This is a genomic window from Ruegeria sp. BJ6, assembly GCF_056537885.1.
This window is the reverse complement of record NZ_JBQFSG010000002.1, coordinates 451,812-475,296: the sequence shown is the minus strand read 5'-3', so window position 1 is coordinate 475,296 and position 23,485 is coordinate 451,812. Positions and strand designations below refer to the sequence as shown.

The following is a 23,485-nucleotide window of genomic DNA, read 5'->3' as shown; positions in this document are numbered from 1 at the left end:
GCCAATCAGGTTAAGTGGTCTTCATTTGACCCTGCCCTACGTTTTTGTTATGTCCCGCCCAAGCCGAAACGCGCATGGGGCGCATGGCCATCCGGGCCCGGCACTTTTCAGACGCGCGGGCCAGGTCAGTGTCCGCATGAACCGGACATACATGACAAAATTTAACGAACTGAACCTGAACCCGAAGGTCCTCAAAGCCATTGAGGAATCCGGCTACGAAACACCCACCCCGATTCAGGAAGGCGCAATCCCTCCGGCCCTTGAAGGGCGCGATGTTCTGGGGATCGCTCAGACCGGAACGGGCAAGACCGCCAGCTTTACGCTACCGATGATCACCCTGCTGGCGCGGGGACGCGCGCGGGCGCGCATGCCGCGCTCGCTAGTACTGTGCCCGACGCGGGAACTGGCGGCACAGGTGGCGGAAAACTTCGACACCTACGCCAAGCATCTGAAACTGACAAAGGCGCTGCTGATCGGTGGCGTCAGTTTCAAGGAACAGGACGCGCTGATCGACCGCGGCGTTGATGTCCTGATCGCCACGCCTGGTCGCCTGCTGGATCATTTCGAACGCGGTAAGCTGCTGCTGACCGGCGTTCAGATCATGGTGGTGGACGAAGCCGATCGCATGCTCGACATGGGTTTCATCCCGGATATCGAACGCATCTTCTCGCTGACGCCGTTTACACGTCAAACCCTGTTCTTCTCGGCCACCATGGCGCCCGAGATCGAAAGGATCACCGACACATTCCTGTCCGCCCCGGAACGGATCGAGGTTGCGCGTCAGGCGACTGCCTCGGAAACCATCGAACAGGGTGTCGTGATGTTCAAGGCCGGACGCCGTGATCGCGAGGCCAGCCTCAAGCGCAAGGCGCTGCGGGCACTGATTGATGCCGAAGGCGACAAATGCACCAACGCCATCATCTTTTGCAATCGCAAAAGCGATGTCGATATCTGCATGAAGTCGCTTAAGAAATATGGCTACAACGCCGCTGCAATCCACGGCGATCTTGATCAGTCGCAGCGTATGAAAACGCTGGATGGTTTCCGCGACGGATCATTGCGCCTGCTGGTCGCCTCGGACGTGGCCGCGCGCGGTCTGGACATTCCGTCTGTAAGCCACGTCTTCAACTTCGACGTTCCCGGCCACGCCGAGGATTACGTGCATCGCATTGGCCGCACAGGTCGGGCCGGACGTGAAGGCAAGGCCATCACCATCTGTTCGCCGCGGGATGAAAAGGCACTGGACGCGATTGAAAAGCTGATCCAGAAGGTCATCCCCCGTCTGGAAAACCCGGTGAAGGAAGAAGAAAAGAAGGCTGACGCGCCCAAATCTGACACGTCCAAGTCTGACAAAGCCGCCAAGCCGGAAAAAGCACCGAGATCCCGAAAGGCCGCCGAAGGCAGCAAAGGCAAAGAACCCAGAGGCCGCAACCGGGATCGAAACGATAACGGTGGCGGCGGTGTGGTCGGCATGGGTGATCATCTGCCCAGCTTCATCGCCCTCAGCTTTGATGAGCGCCGCGCGGGTTAAATCGCCAGAACAAGCACCAGGATAGACAGACCCAGCAGCGCGATCCCTGCGATCTCGCGCCGGGTGATGGATTCCCTGAACACCAGGGTCGAGGCCATGAGGCTAAAGATCAGCTCCACCTGCCCCATCGCCTTGACATAAGCTGCATTCTGCAAGGTGAAGGCGAGAAACCAGCAGAATGACCCGCCAAGACTGGTCAGGCCGACAAAGACCCCGGTGCGGCGCGTGTCCCAGACCGCGCGCAATTCGGCGCGATCCCGCCACAGCAACCAGAGCCCCATGCTGAACAGCTGGAAAGAGGTCACCGCCGCCAGGGTCACCAATGCTCGGAACCACGCATCGATATCACCCAGTTGCAGGGACGCCCCACGATAGCTGACCGCAGAGAAAGCAAACAGGACGCCCGAACCAAGCCCCAGTTGCGAGGCGCGATTGGTCAAGTGCCGCCACCAGACACCGTCGCCTCCGGGTGTTTTCGACAAAAGCAGAACGGCCAGCAGCCCAAGAAGAATGGCAGCAAATGCCCCCAGCGAAATGCTGTCGCCCAAAATCAAAAAGCCGACTATGGCGGTCTGGATGACTTCGGTTTTCTTAAATGTGATACCGACCGCGAAGTTACGCTGTTTGAACAGGGCAACCACACAGATGGTGGCAAGGATCTGTGCTGTACCGCCGATCGCCACAAACAGCCAGAACCGCGCAGACAGCGGCGGCAAATCCATATCACCTGTGCTCAGAACCACTATTAGCCCCAGCATCGCCAGCGGGGCTGAATAGGCAAACCGCGCAAAGGTGGCGCCGGCGGCGGACAGTTTGACGGTACTAAGCGATTTCTGAAGCATAAACCGCACCGTTTGAAACAGTGCGGCTGCGATGGTGACGGGAATCCATAAACTCATGGCTTCCCTTTTGTCGTCAAATCAACCCTTTGGCCAGAGAGGATGTGCAACCGGGTCCTTGGCCCGCCAGAAATAACGGCGGAAAATCTCGCCATACGAGCGATAGACATAGGCCTCGTTGCAGGTCAGGTAGCGTTCCTTGCCTTCGCGATAAAGTGCAGGCAAACGGTACCACGGGGCGTTGGGGTTCATGTGATGAACAACGTGCAGGTTGTTGTTCAAAAACAGAAAAGCCAGTAGGCCGCGATCTTCGACAACAACCGTGCGACCCCGCACCTTTTCATGCGCGCGATGCTCAAGGAAGGTGCGGATCTTGACCAGACCAAGACCGATATACGCGGATACGACGAACGCCCAGATCGGCATGGCTGTTTGAGCTACGATCCACAGCACCACCACCACGCCCGGTATGTGCAATGCCCAGGCAAGCAGGATGTCACGATCCCCGCGGATCGCACCGCGCCATTCGTCCCTGAAAAACGCCACTTGCCCAATGGCAGGCCCAAGAACCATGCGCCCCAGCAAAGTGTTGTTGGCGGCATATAGCGCTTTTTTACACCCTGGCAGAGTATTCCAGACCACCGGATCAAGATAGTTCGACTCGGGATCGTCATAAGGATCGGTCAGGTTGGAATCCCGGTGGTGGGCCAGATGCAGGTCACGAAACCGGTTGTAGGGAATGCAAAGTGTCAGCGGCAAAGCCATCAACGCTTCGTTGATCCATCTGGTGCGAAACGGATGCCCATGCAGCGCCTCATGCGTCAGCGACGAATGCAAGGCCGCAACCAACCCCATGACGGGAATGGCCAGCCACAAACCGATGGTCGACAGCCAGAAGGCCACCAGCAACCACGCGGCATAGCAGGCAATGATCAGCAGAAAGGTGCCCCACTCTGGGGTGTTATGCACAGGGCGCTCAGACATTGCGCCCCCAGCTGATGCTTGCCCAGACACGCTCGTACACGATGTACATGGTCAGGCCGATGGCTGTATTTACAAGGGCCAGCGTTCCGCCGACTGCGGCAGAACCTGTGGCAATCAGACCCACAAGGGTCATCATTGCCAAACCCATCACATTCCAAACGATTGCTTTCACGACTGATCTTCGCCGCGTTTCCATTCCGGACCCCTATTTTTTTCTTGTTGTAAAACAAGTGTTACGCGCCAACCGGGGCGTTGAGAATTCTGAATATGATTAACAAAACTCAGCAAAGGTGATATTTATCACCATATGTTGGACAGAATCGACAAACGTGTCCGCGCGGCACAATTTCGCCTGCGACTGGCGCGCGCAATGGAAGAACGGCATGTCAGCCAAAGCGCCCTTGCCCGCAGTATCGGGGTTGACCGATCAACGGTCTCCCAATTGCTGACAGACGACGGTGCGCGCCTGCCGAATGCACATGTGATCGGCAGTTGTGCAGAAACGCTTGGCGTATCCGCCGACTGGCTGCTCAGCATCTCGGATCGTCCGGAAAGTGCGGCGGAACTTTTGGCCAGTTCGCTGACCATGACTGAAGCGCCACGCGCGCTGGTCGATGAAAAGATATTCGAATGGCATCAACAGGCCGCGGGCTACAAGATCCGTTATGTCCCGGCCACCCTGCCCGACATGCTTAAGACACGCGCGGTTCTGGAATGGGAATACACTCCGCATCTGGGCAGAACCGCCGATCAGGCAATCAGGGCGTCCGAAGACCGGCTTGCATGGATGCGCAGCGCACAATCTGATTACGAGATTGCCATGCCCCTGTTCGAACTCGACAGTTTTGCCAACGCGACCGGCTATTACCATGGCCTTCCGCTGGATGTACGGCTGGAACAGATCGATCACCTGCTGGCTCTGTGCGAACAGCTTTATCCCCGCCTGCGCATCTATCTGTTCGACGCCAAACGCCTGTATTCGGCTCCGGTCACGATTTTTGGGCCGTTGCTGTGCGTCTTTTATGCAGGCAGCCACTATATGGCGTTCAGGGACAGGGATCGGGTCGAGGTTTTTACCCGTCATTTCGACACGTTAGTACGCGAAGCTGATCTGACCGCCAGACATTTACCCGCCCACCTGACGCAGCTTCGGGCAGCCATAACCAAACCCTGATACCGTCTGACGTGCAGAGTGAACGGTCTTGTAGTATAGTCCTCGGGCGCGAACCCTTGCCACATCCATCCACTCGGAACAGAAACGGAGGATCAAAGGAATGGACGCACTCAAGACCGCAGAGTATGCGCGGGCGCTCTATACCGCACACGGCGACAAGGCCGAGGCTGAAGCGGCCCAGAAAATGCGCGAATGCGAGGCTGCCGGAAATGCGAGCGAAGCACAGGATTGGGAAGCGGTGCGCCGCGCAATCCGCCAGATTCGCGGCCCCAATCAGGGATGATCCGTACACCCGGCCCCTGAACGGGCCGGGTATCTCAATCTAAACTTTCGGGTCGGGGTTCACCGTATGCCCGTCCACCGCGATCACCTGCCCTGACACCAGACGCGCGGCGTCAGATGCAAGGAACACGGCCATATTGGCAATGTCCCGCCCCTCGACGAAACGCCCCATCGACGTACCGGATGCATAGCCGTCATAGACCTGATCACGGGTCATACCCTTCGCTGCTGCTTCCCGCTGCAGGACACCCTCCATGCGGGGGCCTTCCACAGCTCCGGGGCAAATCACGTTGCACCGGACGCCATGCGGCCCCAATTCCATGGCCAGAGTTTTTCCCAGCCCGACCATCCCCCATTTAGCCGCCGCATAAGGCGACCGATTGGGATACCCGTACTGACCGGCGGTAGAGGATGTGATGATCACGCTTCCACTGCCCTGACGCTTTAACATCCTGACCGCGTATTTCGAGCACAGAAATGCACCTTCCAGATTGACCGACAGACAGAACCGCCAATCGTCCAGTTCCACATCCTCAACCTGCGCGGTGGGCCCCGCGACCCCGGCATTGGCGCAGAGTGCATCCAACCCACCCCATGTCGCCTCAATCTCGGCAAACAGCGCTGCAACCTGCGCTTCGTCCGAGACATCTGCGACAGACTGCTGCCAATGTCCGGGGCACGCTTTCAGAGCCTCGTTGTCCACGTCCGCGACCCATACCGAAGCCCCTGACGCATCAAAGGCTTCGGCCATCGCCCGACCGACACCCGAAGCACCGGCAGTGATCAGTACGCGCTGGTTCACGCCGGCTTCCGGATCGCGCGGCCCGCCCCTTCTGGATAAGGCAACGCGGCCTGTGCTTCGGTGATCCGTGCCAATGCGGTCAGGATGTCTGCCGAAGGTGGGCTGGACTGGCGGGTTTCCAGACTGACATGCAACAAAAAGCTCTCGGTCGTGGCCAGCAGCTTGTCATCCTCAAACATGCTGTGGAAAAGGTGCAGTTTTTTACCTTCACCCAACAGCATCTGGGTCCGCACTTCAATTTTCGACCCGGCATGGGCCTCATCCAGATAGCGGATATGGTTTTCGGCGGTAAAGTAGCTGCCACCCGACGCGATATACTCCGCATCACATCCGATGATTTCCATGAACCGGTCCGTGGCCAGCGAAAAGGCTTCCAGATACTTGGCCTCGTTCATATGCCCGTTGTAATCGGTCCAATCCAGCGGCACAGCACGGGCAAGTGTCAGGATTGGCTGACTCAGATCCGCCTCATCAAGCGTCGGCAATGCCCCGGACCGCAACCGTGTGTCATGCTGGTTCAGAACCGCACCCGCGCCATAATCCTGCTTCTTGAGCGCGCGCATCATTCCGACCAAGTTATTGTCCCTAATACGCTCCAACTCCCGGATCGAATGCATCCCGGATTGCGCGTCCGACTGGTCCGCAATCAGGTCCACCAGTTCATCGGTGAACTCGGGCACATCCATCAGCTTGGTCCAGGGCCATTTCAGCGCCGGGCCAAACTGCGCCATGAAGTGCCGCATCCCGGCCTCGCCCCCGGCCACGCGATAGGTTTCAAACAGACCCATCTGCGCCCAACGGATGCCGAATCCCATGCGGATTGCCTCATCCACCTCTTCGGTCGTGGCAATGCCGTCACTTACCAGCCACAGCGCCTCGCGCCAGACCGCCTCGAGGAACCGGTCGGCAATATGTGCGTCGATTTCTTTCTTGATATGCAGCGGGAAGAACCCGACCGAGGTCAGCAGTTCCTTGGCGCGTTCAACCAATTCGGGTGCATTCCTGTCGGTTGGCACCAGTTCGATCAGTGGCAACAGGTAAACCGGATTGAACGGGTGCGTTACCACAATCTGTTCCGGGCGCAGCGCGCCTTCCTGCAACTCCGACGGCTTGAACCCGCTGGTGGAGGAACCAATGATCGCATCCGGTTCACAAGCTTCCTGCAAGCTCTTGTAAACCTTCAGCTTCAGATCCAGCCGTTCCGGCACGCTCTCCTGAATCCAGACAGCGCCGCGAACTGCATCTGCCATGTCGTCATGAAAGCTCAACGTGCCTTCCGGTGGCAACGGGACGTCGCTCAGTCCCGGCAGCGACCGGCGTGCATTGTCCAGAACCTCGCCAATCTTGCGCTCGGCCTCCGGGTCCGGGTCAAAAACCCGTACATCCCAGCCGCTAAGCAAAAACCGCGCGGCCCATCCGCCGCCGATCACACCACCACCGATGATTGCTGCTGTTTGCATCCGAATTCCTCTGAGAACCGCCCGGTTCTTCCTCTTGCCCAAAATATCCCGGGGGTTTGGCGGCTGGCCCCCAATTTCCCCCGTGGGATTGGTTTATTTCGCCACCGGCGCCCGCTTGGTCAGACCCAGCTTTTCGCGAACTTCCTGCGGGCCGATCACCCGCGCGCCCATGTTCGAAACAACGGTGTTCGCCCGCTCGACCAGTTGCCAGTTCTCGGCCAGAACGCCCTTGTCCAGCCACAGATTGTCTTCCAGCCCCACACGCACGTTTCCACCAGCCAGAACCGATGCCGCGGCAAACGCCATCTGGTTGCGCCCCAACGCAAACGCGCTGAAAGTCCAGTCATCGGGCACGTTGTTCACCATCGCCATAAAGGTGTTCAGATCATCCGGCGCACCCCACGGCACACCCATGCAAAGCTGCACCAGTGCATTGGGCTCCAGAATGCCCTCTTTCACCAGTTGCTTGGCAAACCACAGATGGCCGGTATCGAACGCCTCGATCTCGGGCTTCACGCCAAGATCGGTCATCATCTGACCCATAGCCCGCAACGCGCCGGGCGTGTTGGTCATTACATAGTCAGCCTCGGCAAAGTTCATGGTGCCGCAATCCAGCGTACAGATCTCGGGCAGGCATTCCGCGATATGCGCGACGCGCTCGGAGGCACCGATCATGTCGGTAGCCGCTTCATTCACCGGGAAAGGGCTCTCGACGCCGCCAAATACAATGTCGCCGCCCATGCCTGCGGTCAGGTTCAACACCACATCGACCTCCGCATCGCGGATACGGTCGGTCACCTCGCGATACAGGTCCAGCCGACGGCTGGGCGCACCGGTTTCCGGGTCGCGCACATGGCAATGCACCACCGCCGCACCGGCTTTGGCGGCAGCAATCGCGCTGTCGGCGATTTGCTGAGGCGAGCGCGGCACATGAGGGCTGCGATCCTGCGTTCCACCCGAGCCGGTGACGGCGCAGGTGATAAAGACTTCGCGGTTCATTTCCAGAGGCATGACGTTTTCCCCAAGTTATACCCGGATTCGCCCAGAGTTTTCCCCAGGCTTCTCCCCGGATTCCGATTTGCTTCACGATCGACTCTGGCGCAGCCTTAGGGAAACAACTTGTCAGAATGCGAATCGAACTTGATGAAATCCGCAAAAAACATACTCCAGCCGGAACACCGCGCCCTTAAAACGGCGGTGCTGGTGCTGGACGATTGCAACACGCTCAGTTTCGCGTCCGCCGTTGACCCCATGCGTGCGGCGAACCGGCTGGCGGACCGTCCCGCCTTTGATTGGGACTATGTGACCGCCACCGCGCAGCCCGCACAACTGACCAGCGCCCTGACCGTTCCGGGCATTCCGCTGGCGCGGGTTGATTCCTGTGAACTCATGATCGTTGTGGCGGGGTTTCACCTGGCCCGCCACGCCACCCCCAGCCTGCTTGCCGGACTGCGCCGCATTGCCGCCACGGGCGCCACGATGGCCGGAATAGACGGCGGCCCCTGGCTGCTGGCCGAGGCCGGGCTGCTGAACGGCCACACCGCGACCACCCACTGGGAGGATCTGGACAATTTCGCCGGCCGCTTTCCCGATGTCACCGTCCTGCCCGACCGTTTCACCGTCTCTGAAAACCGGCTGACCTCCGGCGGTGCGATACCGGCGATAGAAATGATGCTGCACATCATTGCCGCCCGCCATGGAGCAGGCTTTGCCGCCCGCGTATCCGGCCTTTTTCTGTACGACGGCGCGCCCGAGCCCACAAAACCGCAAAGCCGCACCGGCGCTCCGCACCGTCACAACGCACTGACGGCAAAGGCAAACAAACTGATGGAGGCGGCGCTGGACGATCCTATGCCGCTTGCGGAAATTGCCAACACTTTGGGCACCAGCCCCCGAACTCTGCAGCAGCAGTTCCGCCTGCGCCTCGACACCACACCACAGGATCACTATCTGCAACTACGTCTGGCCGAGGCCCGCCGTCTTGTTGCCGACACCGACATGCCGCTGATGGAGGTCGCGCTGGCCACGGGCTTCACTTCACAATCCAGCTTTGCCCGAGCCTTCCGCACTACACATGGCCTGTCCGCTCGCGACCTGAGACAGGATCGCCGACAACCCACGCACCACTGACACTTTTACGGTTTGCAAATACTTGGGGGAATCGCGGACTGCCGCGATACCCTCAAAAGGGCATCGGATGCGTCCGATGGGCTGCAGTGATCTCGGCCAGCACGTCCTCGGACAGCTCCATTCCGGCTCCCTCCAGAACGTGCTCCAACTGCGCAAGCGTTGTCGCACCAAAGATGGCCGACATCATAAAGGGTCGTGTGCGGCACCATGCCAAAGCCATGTGAACTGGGTCTAGCCCGTGACGCTCAGCAACTTCAAGATATGCCGAGACAGCGCTGAAAACACGATAAGATTTACGACCGCCCATCTCTGGCACCAGGGACATTCGCGATCCGTCAGGCACCGCATCATTCTGATATTTCCCCGTCAGAAATCCTGCCGCCAAAGGTGAAAAGGCCATCAGGCCCACATCCTCATGCACGCTCAGCTCGGCCATGTCGGTGTCAAAGAACCGGCACAGAAGCGAGTATTCGTTCTGCACCGACGCAACGCGCGGCCATCCGTTTGCTTCCGCCAACCGCAACCATTGCGCGGTTCCCCATGCGCTTTCGTTCGACAATCCGAACGCGCGGATGTTGCCCTTGTCCACCTGATGCTGAAGGGCCTCCAGGCACTCCTCCATATTCGCCAACGTGTCCGCCCTATCCTGCCGGGACGGATCATAAGTCCAGTTCTGCCGGAACATATAGCTGCCGCGATTGGGCCAGTGGAACTGGTACAGATCGATGTAATCTGTCTTCAACCGCTGCAGAGAGCCCTCAATTGCCTGCGGAATTGTCTCTCCCGAGATCGGCGCCCCATCGCGCGCATGCATGAACCCGGCACCCGAATGCTTGGTCGCCAGAATATAATCACCGCGGCGAGAAGCGTTTGCCGCATTCCAGTTGCCCAGAATTTCCTCGGTCCGACCAATAGTCTCTTTCGAAATCGGATTTACCGGATACATCTCGGCCGCATCGACAAAGTTGATACCGGCGGACAGCGCCAGATCCATCTGCGCATGGGCCACCGGCTCTGATGTCTGCGTGCCGAATGTCATCGTGCCCAGACACAAATCGGACACCATCATGCCGCTGCGGCCCAAAGGCTTCATCTTCATATCAGGTTTCTCCTGCAAGTCTTTGTCGGGTTTCGATTTTCAGGCCTCAGCCTTCTTCTCCCAACGCCCCGATTCCTCGGACCAGTATTGCGCCGCACACCCCGCACCCGTCAGCGCCTTCCACTGGCCTCGCGCATGTTGAACGGCCTGCGGGTCGGTGCCATCGAACAGAATACAGACCCTCTCCAACGCGGTAACTTCTTCCGGATCGACCCCGGCACCATCAATGGCCATCACGCACGAGGGCGCATTGGCCGCCTGCTTGTCGGTCGTCAGCAAGACGGGCTGCATTTGGTCATGCGGCCCGCCCGCCCGGCCATGCGGCAGGAACCCTTCTTCGGGTCCCAGCCACAGCTTTTCGTCCAGCCAATCCAGCCGTCCGGGGTCGACGCCCCGGACTGCAATCCGCCACCCAGCCTGCCGCGCCTTGTCCAGCAGTACCGGCAGGGTCTGCTCCAGCGGTCGTTGGGTCAGATGGTAGAAATAGACGGCCCCCATGGTTATTGCTCGAAGTTATCCTGCACCATGCGGCTGAGCGCGCGAACACCCCAGCCAGTGGCACCCTTGGGCGCATAGGCGGTTTCGGACGAGACCGAGGCGACACCGGCGATGTCCAGATGAATCCACGGCGTTTCTTCCTTGACGAAGCGCTGCAAAAACTGCGCGGCAGTGATCGACCCGGCCGGTCGCCCACCCACATTTTTCATGTCGGCAATCCGCGACTTCAGCATATCATCATAGGCCTTACCCAACGGCATCCGCCACGCACCTTCCCCTTCGGTCTTTGCCGCACTGAGGAACGCATCGCAAAAGGTGTCATTGTTCGAGAATACGCCAGCGTTTTCATGCCCCAGCCCAATGATGACCGCGCCGGTTAGGGTTGCCAGATCGATCATACCGACGGGGTTGAACCGCTCCTGCGCATACCACATGACGTCGCACAAAACCAAACGGCCTTCGGCGTCGGTGTTGATGATCTCGACGGTGTCACCCTTCATCGACTTCACCACATCCCCGGGACGGGTCGCGGTTCCCGACGGCATGTTTTCCACCAGCCCAACAAGGCCAACGACATTTGCCTTGGCCTTACGCAGCGCCAGCGCCCGCATTGTACCGGCCACAACACCCGCGCCGCCCATATCCATGGTCATGTCTTCCATGCCGGCCGACGGTTTCAAGGAAATGCCACCGGTATCGAACACCACACCCTTGCCGACCAGCGCCAGCGGTGCATCATCCTTGTCGCCACCGTTCCAGTGCATCACTACGACCTTCGAGGGGCTCTCGGACCCCTGCCCGACGCTCAGCAATGTGCGCATGCCCAGCTCGGCCAGCTTATCCTCTTCCAGTACCTCGACCTTCAGTCCAAGCGCCTCCATCTCTTTCAGGCGGTCGGCGAATTCGGTCGTGGTCAGAACATTTGCAGGCTCGTTGACCAGGTCGCGCGTCATGTGGACACCTTCGGCCACCGCCTGCAGCGGGGCAAAGGCCGCCTCGGCGTCATCCGGCTTGCTATGACAGATTGTCACCACACCACGCTCTTCCGGTTCTTTGGTCTTGTGAGCGTCAAAATCATAGGTACGCAACGCGATACCGGCGGCCAGATCTTCGATCCGGGGCTGATTGCCCGCCATGACCAAAAGCGGCTTTGCACCCGCAGCCTTGGCAAGCGCCGCACCGGCCTTGCGACATTCTTCGCTATCGGCACGACGCGGCAAAACCAGAACATCCAGCGCCTCGGCCGCCATTCCGCCCGGCCACGCCAACGAGATCACCTGCCCAGCCTTGGCCTTTTCGAACCGCTCGCTCTCCAGCAGTCTGGCAACGGCACCCCGTGTCAACCTGTTGGCCCTGCGCGCACCGGGGTCCATCTTGCCCTCGGGTGGTATCACAATGGCAACGCGCCCCTCGGCAGTGGCCATCTGATCAAGGTCTGTCGGTTGAAAACGGATCGGGATCGAACTGCTCATCGCTTGCTCCAGAAATGTTGTTTGCACCAGAGGTAGCCTGCCCCGCCCGACTTGACCAGATAGCAGTTTTCCCCGCCAGACAATTCGATTATGGTCGCCGCAAAATAACTGGCAGGCTCCGGGGAGATCGCATTGGCACCATACGGCAGGCATATGCCGTCGCGCAGTATTTGCCGCTGTAGCGATTGTTCTGTGATTCCCGCGAACTGCAATGTGGCGGAGGTCGCCCGGTGATCCTCGACCGCTACTTCGCCCGCAGATTCATACAGAGTTTTCTGATGATCGGCGGCGTTTTCCTGACCCTCATCATGCTGATCGACCTGATCGAACAGGTGCGCCGATTCAACGAGGCCGACCTCGGCTTTGGACAGCTGGTCCAGCTGACCCTTCTGAATACGCCGGCAGCAGTCAGCGAAATGCTGCCGCTGCTGATGATCCTGTCCACCATCGCCCTGTTCATCGGATTGGCCCGCAGCTCGGAACTGGTGGTGACCCGTGCCATCGGGCGCTCTGGTATTCGTGCCCTGATTGCGCCTGTTGTGGTATCTCTGATCATCGGGGCGCTGTCCGTTGCGCTTTTGAACCCAATCGTGGCGGCCACCTCGGAAGAGTTCCGAAAGCTTTCCGAAGGGTACCTGAACGGCGGCGGCTCCACACTGTCCATCAGTCGCGAAGGTTTGTGGCTGCGGCAGGGCACCGAATCCGGCCAGTCGGTGATTCATGCAACCGGAACCGGTGATCAGGGTGAATTCGAACTGCACGGGGTAACCATCACCGCCTTCTCGCCAGACGGCAAACCGACCCGACAGATCGCCGCGAGCCGGGCACGCCTTGGTGATGGCGTGTGGATTCTGACGAATGCCAAATCCTGGCCGCTGCAGGATGGTCTCAACCCCGAGGCCAACGCCACGCGATACAAACAACTGGAACTGCCCACGTCGCTAACGCGTGACAGGATTCTGGACTCTCTGGGGCAGCAAGACGCAGTGTCAGTCTACGACTTGCCCCAACTCATCAAGGATCTGCGGCAGGCCGGGTTCACCACCAAGCAATATGAGGTATGGCTGCAGGTCCAGCTGGCCAGACCGCTCTTTCTGGTTTCAATGGTTCTGATCGGAGCGGTATTTACCATGCGCCACGTCAGATTCGGGGGCACCGGCATTGCCGTTCTGACCGCCGTTCTTTTGGGTTTCGCGATCTATTTCGTCCGCAATTTCGCGCAAATACTGGGGGAAAACGGACAGCTTCCTGTTCTGGTTGCCGCATGGGCACCTCCGGTTGCGGCCATCCTGCTGTCACTGGGCCTGCTGCTTCATGCGGAGGATGGATGATGCGGCGGCTGGTATCCCTATTGCTGTCGGGGGTCGTATTTGTGACCCCGATCTCTTCTGCCCTTGCGCAGAATGCCAATCCGCGCAGCGCGGCAGGTGACGAAACCGAACAACCAGCAGACCCGCCGGCCCTGCTGGTGGCCGACAAGGTTTTCATCACCAGAGAGCGCAAGCTGATCGCCGAAGGCAACGTCGAGGCCTATCAGGGCGAAACAAAACTGACGGCCCGTAAAATCACCTATGACAGAGAAACCGGCCAACTGACGATCGAAGGGCCGATCCGCATTGACGAACGTGGTACGTCGACCCTGCTCGCGGATTCCGCAGAACTGGATTCAGGGTTTCAGAACGGCATCCTGAAAAGCGCACGGTTGGTTTTTGAACAGCAGGTTCAGATCGCATCCGTACAAGCCACGCGGGCCGGCGGGCGCTATACGCAATTCAGCAAAGTGACGGCCACGTCCTGCCATGTCTGTGAAAACGGCAAACCGCCCCTTTGGCAGATCCGTGCACGCAAGGTCACGCACGATCAGGTCAAACAGCAGCTTTATTTCGAAGGTGCTCAGTTTCGCGTTCTGGACGTACCGCTATTTTACTTTCCGGTTTTGCGTTTACCGGACCCGACGCTGGACCGCGCCACCGGGTTCCTGGTTCCGTCGATCCGAACCACGTCGCAGCTGGGAACCGGCGTTCAGGTGCCCTATTTCTTCAAGATTGGCGATCACAAGGACCTGACGCTGACGCCCTATGTCTCGGACAAAACAACGACATTGGGCTTTCGGTACAGGCAGGCCTTTCGAAACGGCCGGATCGACGTCGAAGGCGCCTATACTCAGGATGACCTGCTGCCCGGTCAGGATCGTGGTTACCTGTTCGCGCGCGGCCGGTTCAACCTGAAGAACGACTTCAAACTGCGGTTCGATCTGCGAGCCACGTCCGACGACTCGTATCTGGCTGACTACGGGCTTCCCGACTTGGACCGCCTGCGCAGCGAAATCTCTCTGGAGCGGATCAAACGTGATACCGCATTCCGCACCAGATTCATCCACTACAAATCCCTGCGCGATCGCGAACCGCAGGATCTGATCCCATCCCGGGTATTCGATCTGGACTATCGGAAACGCTATTTTCCCACTCAGTTAGGCGGAGAAGTTCGACTGGGCTTTATCGCGCACAATCATGAACGCACCAGCGATCAGGACATCATCGGACGCGACGTCGCGCGGGCAACCTTTGACGCGGAATGGCTGAAAAGCTGGATCTGGAACTCGGGCCTGCGTGCAGACTGGCGGATCGGCGCCTCGGTCGACACATTCAATATTCGCGACGACAGCCAGTTTCCGGATCGCATTACCCGATCCACTCCAAGAACGGCCTTTACGCTCCGATACCCGATGGTGAAACGCGAAAAGTCCGGGGCCACGCAGCACCTCGAACCTATTGCGCAAATCGGCTGGACACACGTGACAAACACGGATGTGCCCAATGACGAAAGCAACTTTCAGGAATTCGATCAGGGCAACCTGCTGTCCCTTTCGCGTTTTCCGGCCGAGGACCATCGCGAAGACGGTTCGACGGCCGTCGTGGGCCTGAACTGGGCGCGCTACAATCCCGATGGCTGGGAGGCATTCGCCACAATCGGTCAGGTTTTTCGAAACAAAGCGGACCCCGAATTCACATTGACATCCGGCCTTCAGGGCACATCCTCTGACCTGCTGCTGGCCGGTCAGCTCAAACTGAACAGAAAATTCTCGCTGGCCGCCCGCGGCATCCTCAACGGTGACATGAACTTTACCAAGGCAGAAGTGCGCAGTACGTGGGGGAACGAAGTAGTGCGCCTGTCAGGCAGCTATGTCTGGCTCGAGGAAGACCCGGATGAGGCCCTGACGGATGAGATTTCCGAAGTCCGCGTAGCCGGGCGATATCAGATCAATCAAAACTGGCTTACCAGAGCAAGTGCACGCTACGATCTCAGCGAATCCGAACCGATCAGGCTCGGATTCGGTTTGACCTATCAAAATGAATGCGTAGCAGTAAACATGAACGTGAATCGGCGCTATACGTCCAACTCGAGTATTGAGCCGACAACGGAATTCGGCTTTACCATTGCCCTGACTGGATATGCCGTTAACGGTGGTGGCAAGAAGTATAAAAAATCATGCAGCTAATCTCAGGACTCTCAAAGATCACTCTTTCCCGCTGGCTGAAACCGGCAATGCCTGTGCTGACCGCAGCTCTTTTTGCGTGCACATCATTGCCTGCCACCGCTCAAAGCCTGTTTTCACCGGCAATCCGGGTCAATCAGGATATCGTGACATGGTATGAACTGGACCAGCGTCTGCAGTTTATGCAGATACTGCGCATACCGGGCGGTTCCGAGGCCGAGGTGCGTCAGGCGTTGATCGACGACCGCCTGCGGCAGCAGGCAATCCGCGATGCCGGTATCGAAATCCCGCCCGAAGACGTTCAGGTCGGAATCGACGACTTTGCCGCCCGTGGTCAGTTGTCGACCGAGGACTTCCTGAGGCTTCTGAACAATGAAGGCATTGCAACGGAAACCGTTCGGGATTTTGTTAAAATTCAGATGGCCTGGCGCGACTACGTAAGCGCGCGCTTCATTTCCCAAGCCCGACCGACCGAGGCCGAAGTCGACCGCGCTATGGGTCAGGCGGGCGGTGGCGGCCTGCAGGTTCTGCTGTCTGAAATCATCATTCCGGTAACCCCGCAAACGCTGGGTCAGGCCGAGGCGCTGGCGGAAGAGATCGCGCTTTTGCCCGATTACGACTCGTTTTCTGCCGCCGCCGCGCAATATTCCGCGGCCGACACCCGGGCCAATGGCGGTCGGCTGGACTGGCTGCCGCTCAGCAATTTGCCCCCGGCCCTACAGCCTGTGATCCTTGGTCTCAACAAAGGTGAGATCACGTCGCCGCTGACCCTGCCCAATGCCGTGGCGCTGTTTCAAATGCGTGGCTTGCGCGAAGTCTCGACCGGGGCTCCAAATTTCTCGAAAATCGACTACGCAACCTACTATATGGCAGGCGGTCGCAGCCCGGAAACGCTCAAGCAAGCCGCCGAAATTATAGCGACCGTTGATACTTGCGACGACCTTTACGGCGTAGCCAAGGAACAGCCCGCCGAGGTTCTCGACCGGGTCTCAGCCAGCCCGTCGGAAATTCCCCGCGATATCGCGTTGGAACTGGGCAAGCTTGATCCGGGCGAAATCTCGACCACTCTGACCCGCAACAACGGTCAGACACTGGTTCTCCTGATGCTGTGCAACCGAACCCGCGATCTGGGCGAGGAAACATCGCGCCAGGATATCGCCAACGCCCTGACTCAGCAGCGCCTGCAAGCCTTCGCCGAAAGCCAGCTGGAACAGCTGCGCGCGGATGCCCACATCGTCGAACAATGATCCCGCCTATCGCACTGAGCTGCGGTGAGCCCTCAGGCGTCGGCCCGGAAATCGCGGGAAAGGCGTGGGAGCAGTTGCGGGACACCTGCCCCTTCGTCTGGATTGGCGATCCGCGGCATCTGCCCGCGGCGACGCCGATCACACTTGTGCACGACCCTGCCGAGGCCACCGCGCGCTGCGCCGATGCGATGCCGGTACTGCCCTTAACCTTCTCGGCTCCGGTGCAACCCGGTCTGCCAGACCCGGTAAACGCACCCTTTGTCATAGAGGCCATCGAAAAAGCGGTGACGCTGGTTCAGTCCGGCAAAGCCTCGGCTGTCTGCACCGCGCCAATTCACAAGAAAGCGCTGATCGACGGCGCAGGCTTCCCGCACCCGGGACACACCGAATTCCTTGCCTTTCTGGCCGGGAAAAAGCGCGTGGTCATGATGCTCGCAAGTGACCAGCTGCGTGTCGTTCCTGCCACCATCCACATCGCCCTGTCCGACGTCCCATCTGTCCTGACACCGGAACTGCTGCGTGAAATCACAGAAATCACGATACGCGGACTTCAGGATCAATTCGGCATACCAACGCCCCGAATTGCCGTTGCCGGTCTCAACCCCCATGCAGGTGAAGGCGGCAAGATGGGGAACGAAGAAATCGACTGGATCGCCCCCCTGCTTGAAAACATGCGGGCCGAAGGACTGTCAGTGACCGGCCCTCATCCCGCCGACACCATGTTTCACGCGGCAGCCCGGGCGCGATACGACGCAGCGATTGCGATGTACCACGATCAGGCGCTGATCCCGATCAAAACGCTGGATTTCGACCGGGGGGTAAACATGACACTGGGATTGCCCTTCATCCGCACATCGCCTGATCACGGCACAGCCCTCGATATCGCCGGACAGAACATCGCCAACCCTACCAGTCTGATCGAGGCGCTGAAACTGGCCCAACAGATGGCGCAAAGGGCTTGATCCTTCCTCTTGCCGGAAATATCCCCGCCGGAGGCAAAAAATCTATGGCGCCCCCCTGCCGTTCCACGCCACGATGATCAGACCATGAGCGCAATAGACAACCTTCCCCCCCTTCGCGAAGTGATCGCGACCCACCAGCTTTCCGCGCGCAAGTCGCTTGGGCAGAATTTCCTGTTGGACCTCAACCTGACCGCCAAGATCGCCAGACAGGCTGGCAACCTGACTGACTGCGACGTGCTGGAGATCGGCCCCGGTCCCGGTGGTCTGACCCGGGGCCTTCTGGCCGAAGGCGCGCGGAAGGTGGTTGCGGTCGAAAAAGACACACGCTGCATTGCCGCTCTCGAAGATATCGCCGCCGCTTACCCCGGACGGCTTGAGGTCATCAACGGCGATGCTCTCGAAATCGACCCGTCACAACACCTGACGCCACCTGTCCGCATCGCCGCAAACCTGCCCTACAACGTGGGGACCGAGCTTTTGGTGCGCTGGCTCACGCCGCCGCAATGGCCGCCGTTCTGGCAAAGCCTGACCCTGATGTTCCAGCGTGAGGTGGCCGAACGAGTCGTGGCCAGACCCGGCTCCAAGGCCTATGGCCGCCTTGCTATTCTCGCACAATGGCGCAGCGAGGCGCGCATCGCCATGTCATTGCCACCGGGCGCGTTTACCCCGCCCCCCAAGGTGTCCAGCGCGGTTGTACACCTGACTGCCCTGCCTGAACCCCGCTTTCCGGCGGATGCAGGCACACTCTCGCGGGTCGTGGCGGCCGCCTTCAATCAAAGGCGAAAAATGCTGCGCGCCTCACTCAAGGGTATCGCACCGGATATCGAAGACCGCCTGCGCGCCGCCGGTATTGCCCCTACAGACCGGGCCGAGCAAATTCCACTGGAAGGGTTTTGTGCTCTGGCCAGGGAAATTCAAAAGCCATAACGCCCAAAACGCATTCCCGGCGATCGGCACGAAAAATCCCGGCCAAAAGACCGGGACTTCACATTTTTCGCAATACAGTTTGCTAGCAGTTATTCAGCCGCTTCCGGTGCATCACCGTCGCCTGAAACCTCAGCCTTTTCCGAAGGTTCAGGCGCGGCCTTGGGCTTGCGCGTGCGCGGACGGCGCGCAGGTTTTTCCTTGCGCTCCTTGGGTTCAGCCGCCTCTGGCTCTGGGCTTTTGCTCTCGGGGGTTTCGACCAGCCCCGTATCCGCCCCGCTGGGCTGATCGGCAAAGCCAAGAACGTCAGGTTGCGGCGCTTCCGAAGGATCGGCCTGTCGTGCAGCTGTGGCCGCCGACTCGCGTTCCTGCTTCTCGGCCCGTTCACGGTCACGCTCGGCCTGCCGTTCACGGTTCTGCCGTTCCTGTTCTTCCCGGCGCGCATCAATCTCGCGCTGAGCATCGCTTAGCATACGCAGGTAATGCTCAGCATGTTGCTGAAAATTCTCTGCGGCCACGCGGTCGTTCGACAGCTGTGCGTCGCGCGCCAGTTGATTGTATTTGTCTATGATCTGCTGGGGCGTGCCGCGCACCTTACCTTCGGGTCCCGAGCTGTCGAAGACCCTGTTCACGACGTTGCCGCCAGAAGGACGATTGCGGTTGTTCTTTGCCCGCGAGCGGGATTTGGAAGATCTCATCTTATTTAACGTCAGCCTTGTAATTCACTGTCGATCAACCCGTACATTGCGCCATTTCGAGGCCGATTTCGTGACTCGTTGTCGACTTTTTTGGGCTTGGCGTCGGAGGTTCGCTGTTAAAGCGTCGCCCTCACCGACTACTCTGAGTAAGCACGTCCTGACGACGCAGACAAGAGGGTTGCCGAAATTTTCGCAGCTTTTTTACCTGAATTGGCGTTTTTCGGCCTCAATCCATCCCGTCACCCCGGCATACAGGCGCCGACAACCCGGTCGCGACCATCAAGATCTGCGATAACGCGGATTCCCGACAAACCGGACGCGTCAAACAACGCCGCCACCTTTCGTGCCTGCGTCGGGCCGATTTCCACCAGCAACCGCCCACCCGGCATAAGAAAATCCGGCGCCTCGGCGGCAATACGCCGAAAGGCGCCCAGCCCGTCGCCCTCATCCGTCAACGCCATGCGCGGTTCGTGCTCACGCACTTCCCGCGACAGGCTTTCCATCTCGTCCGCCGATATGTAGGGCGGGTTAGACACGATCAGATCAAACTGGCCTTCAACATTTTCAAACCAGTCCGACTGCACGATCTCCAGCCGGTCCTGCACCTGATTCTGAACGGCATTAGCACTGGCCTGCAGACAGGCTGCCTCGCTCAGGTCCACGCCGACCCCGGTGGCGCTGGTCCGTTCTGCCAGCAGTGTGATCAGGATACACCCCGACCCCAGCCCCAGATCCAGCACGTGGTCAAAGGGATGGCTCAGCGCCGCCTCGATCAGCGTTTCCGTTTCCGGGCGCGGGTCCAGTACATCGCGGCTTACACGGAAACGGCGGCCGTAAAACTCGCGCTCACCCAGCAAGTGCGATACCGGCACCCGGATTGCGCGCAGTGAAATCAGCTGGTCATAGCGTTCCACGATTTCCGCCGACAGCTCGTCCGGTGCAATCAGGGTGACGCGGCTGGCCTCGATCCGCGCCGCGTGCGCCAGCAGCAGACGCGCATCACGTGCCGGGTCATCAACCCCTGCCGCCCGCAACCGCGCGGTTGCCGCAACCATGGCCTGCGCCGCTGTCAAAGCCCCGGTCATTGTGCCATATCGGCCAGCAGCCGGGCCTGATCATCCGCGGTCAGCGCATCGATTACTTCGTCCAAATCGCCCTGCATAACCTGATCCAGCTTATAAAGCGTCAGGTTGATCCGGTGATCCGTCATGCGGCCTTGCGGGAAATTGTAGGTGCGGATGCGTTCCGATCGGTCACCCGAACCCACCTGACTGGCCCGATCCGCAGACCGTTCACTGTCAATCCGCTGCCGCTCAAGATCGTAGAGGCGCGTTTTCAGAACCTGCATTGCGATCTCGCGGTTGCGGTGTTGCGACTTTTCGGAACTGGTCACCACGATACCACTCGGGACATGGGTGATCCGTACCGCCGAATCGGTCGTATTCACGTGCTGACCGCCCGCGCCCGAACTACGCATCGTGTCGATACGCAGGTCATTGGCGTCTATCTGAATATCCACGTCCTCGGCCTCGGGCAGAACCGCCACTGTGGCCGCCGACGTGTGAATGCGCCCGCCGCTTTCCGTTTCCGGCACCCGCTGGACGCGGTGAACACCAGATTCGTACTTCATCCGGGCAAACACGTTGTCACCCTTGATATGGGCCACCACTTCCTTGATGCCGCCCAGATCCGAGGCCTGCTCCTCGATAATCTCGAACTGCCAGCCCCGCGTTTCGGCATAGCGTTGGTACATCCGCAGCAGATCACCTGCAAACAGCGCCGCTTCGTCCCCTCCGGTACCTGGCCTGATCTCCAGCATCGCCGGGCGGGCATCCGCCTTGTCCCGTGGCAGCAGCGACAGCTGCAGCGCATGCTCAGCCTCGGGAATGCGGGCCTCAAGCTCGGGGATTTCCTCCTCGGCCAGTTCCTTCATGTCCGGGTCGTCCAGCATCGCCTGCGCTTCGGACAGATCGGCCATCAGTTGCCGCCAGTGCTGGATTTGTTCAACCACGGGCTTGAGCTCGGAATATTCCTTGGCCAAAGCCGCAATATCCCCGCCCGATGCGCCATCTGCCATGGCAGCTTCGAGGTATTGGAATCGTTGAGTGATCTGTTCAAGACGTTCTTCAGGGACCATCCGCGCGGTGTCTATCATCCCGAGGCTTTGGTCAAGGGCCGCCTCGTGCTAAGCTGATCCCATGAAACGGCTTGTTCTTGTCCTGATCCTCTGCGCCTCGCCCGCATTTTCGGACGTCACCGGCCCCGGCGGCAAGGTGCAGGATTGTTATTGCACCGATAAATCAGGCACCCGCGTCGAGTTGGGGGAAATGATCTGCCTGCAGGTCGATGGCCGCATGTTCATGGCACAATGCCAGATGTCGCTGAACGTCCCGATGTGGCGCGAAGTACAGGAGGGGTGCCTGTCCTCAAGGCTGCATGAGGGCGATCCACCCATCAACCCTCTGCTTGTTTACCCCGAAATCTGACCGCCCAAAGCGCAACCGCCCATAGATACGCAACGTGTCACCATCCTGCTGCACCGTTGTGTAGTCCGGGAAACCAATCACCTTGGTGCGGGTGACATAAGTGATCATCCCCTCGTCCACTGAACCTGCCAGAACCGTGGTGCGCGGGGAGTTGCTGGCAATGGCATCCAGTCGCGCCAGACCGTCCGGCCCGGTGTCGATCACACGCAGAACACCTGCCTTGAAATCCCGACTTTCATCGCCTCTGGGCGCTATATGCCAGCGCGCCGTATCGGATGGGGCCAGCCGAACATAACCTGCAAGGCCAGCGACCAGAACAATCAGCACCAGAAGTAAGGTCATTTTCCATCCCATAACAGCCTGATCCCGACCCTAACCTGCACCGTCACCCGCGCAAGCCACGCAAAGCCCGGTTACCGTGACGTCACACCCGGCAGAACGCACAGCAGTTCATACAGCAGGTTCGCCCCTGTCAGCGCCGTGTTCCCGGACGGATCGTATGGCGGGGAAACCTCGACCAGGTCACATCCCACGATGTTCAGCCCTTTCAGCGCCTGAATAAGCTGCAGTGCCTGCGGAGTCGTCAGCCCTCCGATCTCGGGCGTGCCCGTGCCCGGTGCATAGGCCGGGTCCAGGCTGTCGATGTCATAGGTGACATAGACCGGATGATCCCCCACCACGCGCCGGATCTCATCTCCGATCGGTGTCAGGTTCTGGTGCCACAACTCCCACGCAGGGAAGTGACGAAATCCCCAACCCTGTGCCTCGGTAAAATCCGTAGCCGCATAGCCCGAGCCGCGTATGCCGATCTGAAAGGTCTTGTCCGCGATGATCGCCCCTTCCTCATAGGCGCGACGAAAGACGGTTCCGTGCGTCTCACGCTCGCCGAACATCTCGTCGTTGACGTCGGCATGGGCATCTACATGGACCAGCGCAACAGGCCCGTGTTTCGCAGCAATCGCCCGTAGAATCGGCAGGGTGATCGAATGATCGCCCCCCATCGCCACCGGGATCACGTCCTGCGCCAAAATACCGTCATAGCTTTCTTTGATGATCTTCAGACTATCGGCCAGAGAGAACGTATTGATCGCCAGATCACCGATATCTGCGATCTGAAGGCTGTCAAACGGGGCCGCGCCTGTGGCCATGTTATAGGGCCGGATCATCGCACTTTCGGCGCGGATCTGTTTCGGCCCGAACCGCGTCCCGGAACGCCACGAGGTGCCGATATCCATCGGAATGCCCAGCACCGCCACATCCAGCCCCGCAAGCGAGGCCGCCTGCGGCAACCGCATGAATGTATTCGGTCCGGAAAACCGAGCCAGATCGTTGCCGCTGATCGGTTGGTTAAAATCTGTCATTCCCGTCGTCTCTCCCGTCCCGTCATTTGACCAAGCACAT

Annotated in this window: 24 protein-coding genes; 10 read left to right on the top strand and 14 right to left on the bottom strand. The window is 59.5% G+C overall.

Going from position 1 to position 23,485, the window contains the following annotated elements; genetic code table 11:
• Window positions 1–151 precede the first annotated feature (151 nt).
• The gene (locus ACR0D6_RS07625) at window positions 152–1,531 is read left to right on the top strand and encodes a DEAD/DEAH box helicase (protein ID WP_480765053.1); all 1,380 of its coding nucleotides are present in this window, start codon (window positions 152–154) and stop codon (window positions 1,529–1,531) included.
• Here the strand turns inward: ACR0D6_RS07625 and ACR0D6_RS07620 are convergent.
• The 3 genes from ACR0D6_RS07620 to ACR0D6_RS07610 are packed head-to-tail and all read right to left on the bottom strand — an operon-like array spanning window position 1,528 to window position 3,550.
• Window positions 1,528–2,430 carry an EamA family transporter gene (locus ACR0D6_RS07620; protein WP_480765052.1) on the bottom strand — a complete coding sequence of 301 codons (903 nt, stop codon included), beginning with the start codon at window positions 2,428–2,430 and terminating at the stop codon, window positions 1,528–1,530. The two genes, ACR0D6_RS07625 and ACR0D6_RS07620, sit on opposite strands and share 4 nt — an antisense overlap.
• 21 nt (window positions 2,431–2,451) lie before the next feature.
• Window positions 2,452–3,354 (bottom strand): fatty acid desaturase, encoded by a 903-nt coding sequence (locus tag ACR0D6_RS07615; RefSeq protein ID WP_480765051.1) that lies wholly within the window; start codon window positions 3,352–3,354, stop codon window positions 2,452–2,454.
• Window positions 3,347–3,550 carry a DUF2061 domain-containing protein gene (locus tag ACR0D6_RS07610; protein WP_170652193.1) on the bottom strand — a complete coding sequence of 68 codons (204 nt, stop codon included), beginning with the start codon at window positions 3,548–3,550 and terminating at the stop codon, window positions 3,347–3,349. Before ACR0D6_RS07610 ends, ACR0D6_RS07615 begins: the two co-directional genes overlap by 8 nt.
• A gap of 111 nt (window positions 3,551–3,661) precedes the next feature.
• On the opposite strand from ACR0D6_RS07610, the gene ACR0D6_RS07605 reads away from it, so the two are divergent.
• Both ACR0D6_RS07605 and ACR0D6_RS07600 read left to right on the top strand, forming a co-directional pair.
• Entirely contained in the window at window positions 3,662–4,528 is an 867-nt protein-coding gene (locus ACR0D6_RS07605; RefSeq protein WP_480765050.1) for a helix-turn-helix domain-containing protein, read from the top strand.
• Window positions 4,529–4,628: 100 nt separating this feature from the next.
• Window positions 4,629–4,811: a hypothetical protein gene (locus ACR0D6_RS07600; protein WP_170652189.1), complete on the top strand. Its 183-nt coding sequence runs from the start codon at window positions 4,629–4,631 to the stop codon at window positions 4,809–4,811.
• 39 nt (window positions 4,812–4,850) lie between these two features.
• Here ACR0D6_RS07600 and ACR0D6_RS07595 read toward each other — a convergent pair whose 3' ends face one another.
• From ACR0D6_RS07595 to bcoG, 3 genes are all read right to left on the bottom strand, one after another.
• A complete protein-coding gene (locus ACR0D6_RS07595) occupies window positions 4,851–5,612 on the bottom strand; it encodes an SDR family oxidoreductase (RefSeq protein WP_480765049.1) in 762 nt (253 codons plus the stop codon).
• Window positions 5,609–7,072, bottom strand: a complete 1,464-nt coding sequence (locus ACR0D6_RS07590; protein ID WP_480765048.1) for a carnitine 3-dehydrogenase — start codon at window positions 7,070–7,072, stop codon at window positions 5,609–5,611. The genes ACR0D6_RS07595 and ACR0D6_RS07590 overlap by 4 nt, the downstream gene beginning before the upstream one ends.
• Before the next feature lie 93 nt (window positions 7,073–7,165).
• Window positions 7,166–8,083 carry a 3-dehydrocarnitine:acetyl-CoA trimethylamine transferase BcoG gene (gene bcoG, locus ACR0D6_RS07585; protein WP_170652183.1) on the bottom strand — a complete coding sequence of 306 codons (918 nt, stop codon included), beginning with the start codon at window positions 8,081–8,083 and terminating at the stop codon, window positions 7,166–7,168.
• A gap of 132 nt (window positions 8,084–8,215) precedes the next feature.
• Between bcoG and ACR0D6_RS07580 the strand changes: the two genes are divergently transcribed.
• Window positions 8,216–9,202, top strand: coding sequence for a GlxA family transcriptional regulator (locus ACR0D6_RS07580; protein ID WP_480765047.1), 987 nt, complete (start codon window positions 8,216–8,218; stop codon window positions 9,200–9,202).
• A gap of 52 nt (window positions 9,203–9,254) precedes the next feature.
• On the opposite strand, the gene ACR0D6_RS07575 is transcribed toward ACR0D6_RS07580, so the two are convergent.
• From ACR0D6_RS07575 to ACR0D6_RS07565, 3 genes are read right to left on the bottom strand one after another with little or no spacing between them, the layout of a single operon-like run.
• Window positions 9,255–10,301, bottom strand: a complete 1,047-nt coding sequence (locus ACR0D6_RS07575; protein WP_480765046.1) for an aldo/keto reductase — start codon at window positions 10,299–10,301, stop codon at window positions 9,255–9,257.
• Window positions 10,302–10,340: 39 nt separating this feature from the next.
• A complete protein-coding gene (locus ACR0D6_RS07570) occupies window positions 10,341–10,799 on the bottom strand; it encodes a DNA polymerase III subunit chi (protein ID WP_480765045.1) in 459 nt (152 codons plus the stop codon).
• A 2-nt stretch (window positions 10,800–10,801) separates the two neighbouring features.
• Complete coding sequence (locus ACR0D6_RS07565; RefSeq protein ID WP_480765044.1) at window positions 10,802–12,271, bottom strand: leucyl aminopeptidase; 1,470 nt, start codon at window positions 12,269–12,271, stop codon at window positions 10,802–10,804.
• 230 nt (window positions 12,272–12,501) lie between these two features.
• On the opposite strand from ACR0D6_RS07565, the gene lptG reads away from it, so the two are divergent.
• The 5 genes from lptG to rsmA all read left to right on the top strand — a co-directional run bounded on the left by lptG (window position 12,502) and on the right by rsmA (window position 18,903).
• Entirely contained in the window at window positions 12,502–13,602 is a 1,101-nt protein-coding gene (gene lptG, locus ACR0D6_RS07560; protein ID WP_480725327.1) for an LPS export ABC transporter permease LptG, read from the top strand.
• Window positions 13,602–15,770, top strand: coding sequence for an LPS assembly protein LptD (locus ACR0D6_RS07555; RefSeq protein ID WP_170652171.1), 2,169 nt, complete (start codon window positions 13,602–13,604; stop codon window positions 15,768–15,770). The genes lptG and ACR0D6_RS07555 overlap by 1 nt, the downstream gene beginning before the upstream one ends.
• Complete coding sequence (locus ACR0D6_RS07550) at window positions 15,761–17,014, top strand: peptidylprolyl isomerase (RefSeq protein ID WP_480765043.1); 1,254 nt, start codon at window positions 15,761–15,763, stop codon at window positions 17,012–17,014. The genes ACR0D6_RS07555 and ACR0D6_RS07550 overlap by 10 nt, the downstream gene beginning before the upstream one ends.
• Entirely contained in the window at window positions 17,011–17,976 is a 966-nt protein-coding gene (gene pdxA, locus ACR0D6_RS07545; protein WP_480765042.1) for a 4-hydroxythreonine-4-phosphate dehydrogenase PdxA, read from the top strand. The genes ACR0D6_RS07550 and pdxA overlap by 4 nt, the downstream gene beginning before the upstream one ends.
• A gap of 84 nt (window positions 17,977–18,060) precedes the next feature.
• Window positions 18,061–18,903: a 16S rRNA (adenine(1518)-N(6)/adenine(1519)-N(6))-dimethyltransferase RsmA gene (rsmA, locus tag ACR0D6_RS07540; RefSeq protein WP_480765041.1), complete on the top strand. Its 843-nt coding sequence runs from the start codon at window positions 18,061–18,063 to the stop codon at window positions 18,901–18,903.
• Window positions 18,904–18,992: 89 nt separating this feature from the next.
• On the opposite strand, the gene ACR0D6_RS07535 is transcribed toward rsmA, so the two are convergent.
• The 3 genes from ACR0D6_RS07535 to prfA all read right to left on the bottom strand — a co-directional run bounded on the left by ACR0D6_RS07535 (window position 18,993) and on the right by prfA (window position 21,735).
• Complete coding sequence (locus ACR0D6_RS07535) at window positions 18,993–19,598, bottom strand: DUF4167 domain-containing protein (protein WP_480765040.1); 606 nt, start codon at window positions 19,596–19,598, stop codon at window positions 18,993–18,995.
• Between the two features lie 239 nt (window positions 19,599–19,837).
• On the bottom strand, window positions 19,838–20,683 hold the full coding sequence (prmC, locus tag ACR0D6_RS07530; protein WP_480765039.1) for a peptide chain release factor N(5)-glutamine methyltransferase: 846 nt from the start codon (window positions 20,681–20,683) through the stop codon (window positions 19,838–19,840).
• A complete protein-coding gene (gene prfA, locus ACR0D6_RS07525) occupies window positions 20,680–21,735 on the bottom strand; it encodes a peptide chain release factor 1 (protein ID WP_480765247.1) in 1,056 nt (351 codons plus the stop codon). Before prfA ends, prmC begins: the two co-directional genes overlap by 4 nt.
• A 61-nt stretch (window positions 21,736–21,796) precedes the next feature.
• On the opposite strand from prfA, the gene ACR0D6_RS07520 reads away from it, so the two are divergent.
• Window positions 21,797–22,084, top strand: coding sequence for a hypothetical protein (locus ACR0D6_RS07520; protein ID WP_170652159.1), 288 nt, complete (start codon window positions 21,797–21,799; stop codon window positions 22,082–22,084).
• Here the strand turns inward: ACR0D6_RS07520 and ACR0D6_RS07515 are convergent.
• A complete protein-coding gene (locus ACR0D6_RS07515) occupies window positions 22,025–22,426 on the bottom strand; it encodes a DUF1499 domain-containing protein (protein WP_480765038.1) in 402 nt (133 codons plus the stop codon). The genes ACR0D6_RS07520 and ACR0D6_RS07515 overlap by 60 nt on opposite strands.
• A 71-nt stretch (window positions 22,427–22,497) precedes the next feature.
• Complete coding sequence (gene speB / locus ACR0D6_RS07510) at window positions 22,498–23,445, bottom strand: agmatinase (protein ID WP_480449799.1); 948 nt, start codon at window positions 23,443–23,445, stop codon at window positions 22,498–22,500.
• Window positions 23,446–23,485: the final 40 nt, after the last annotated feature.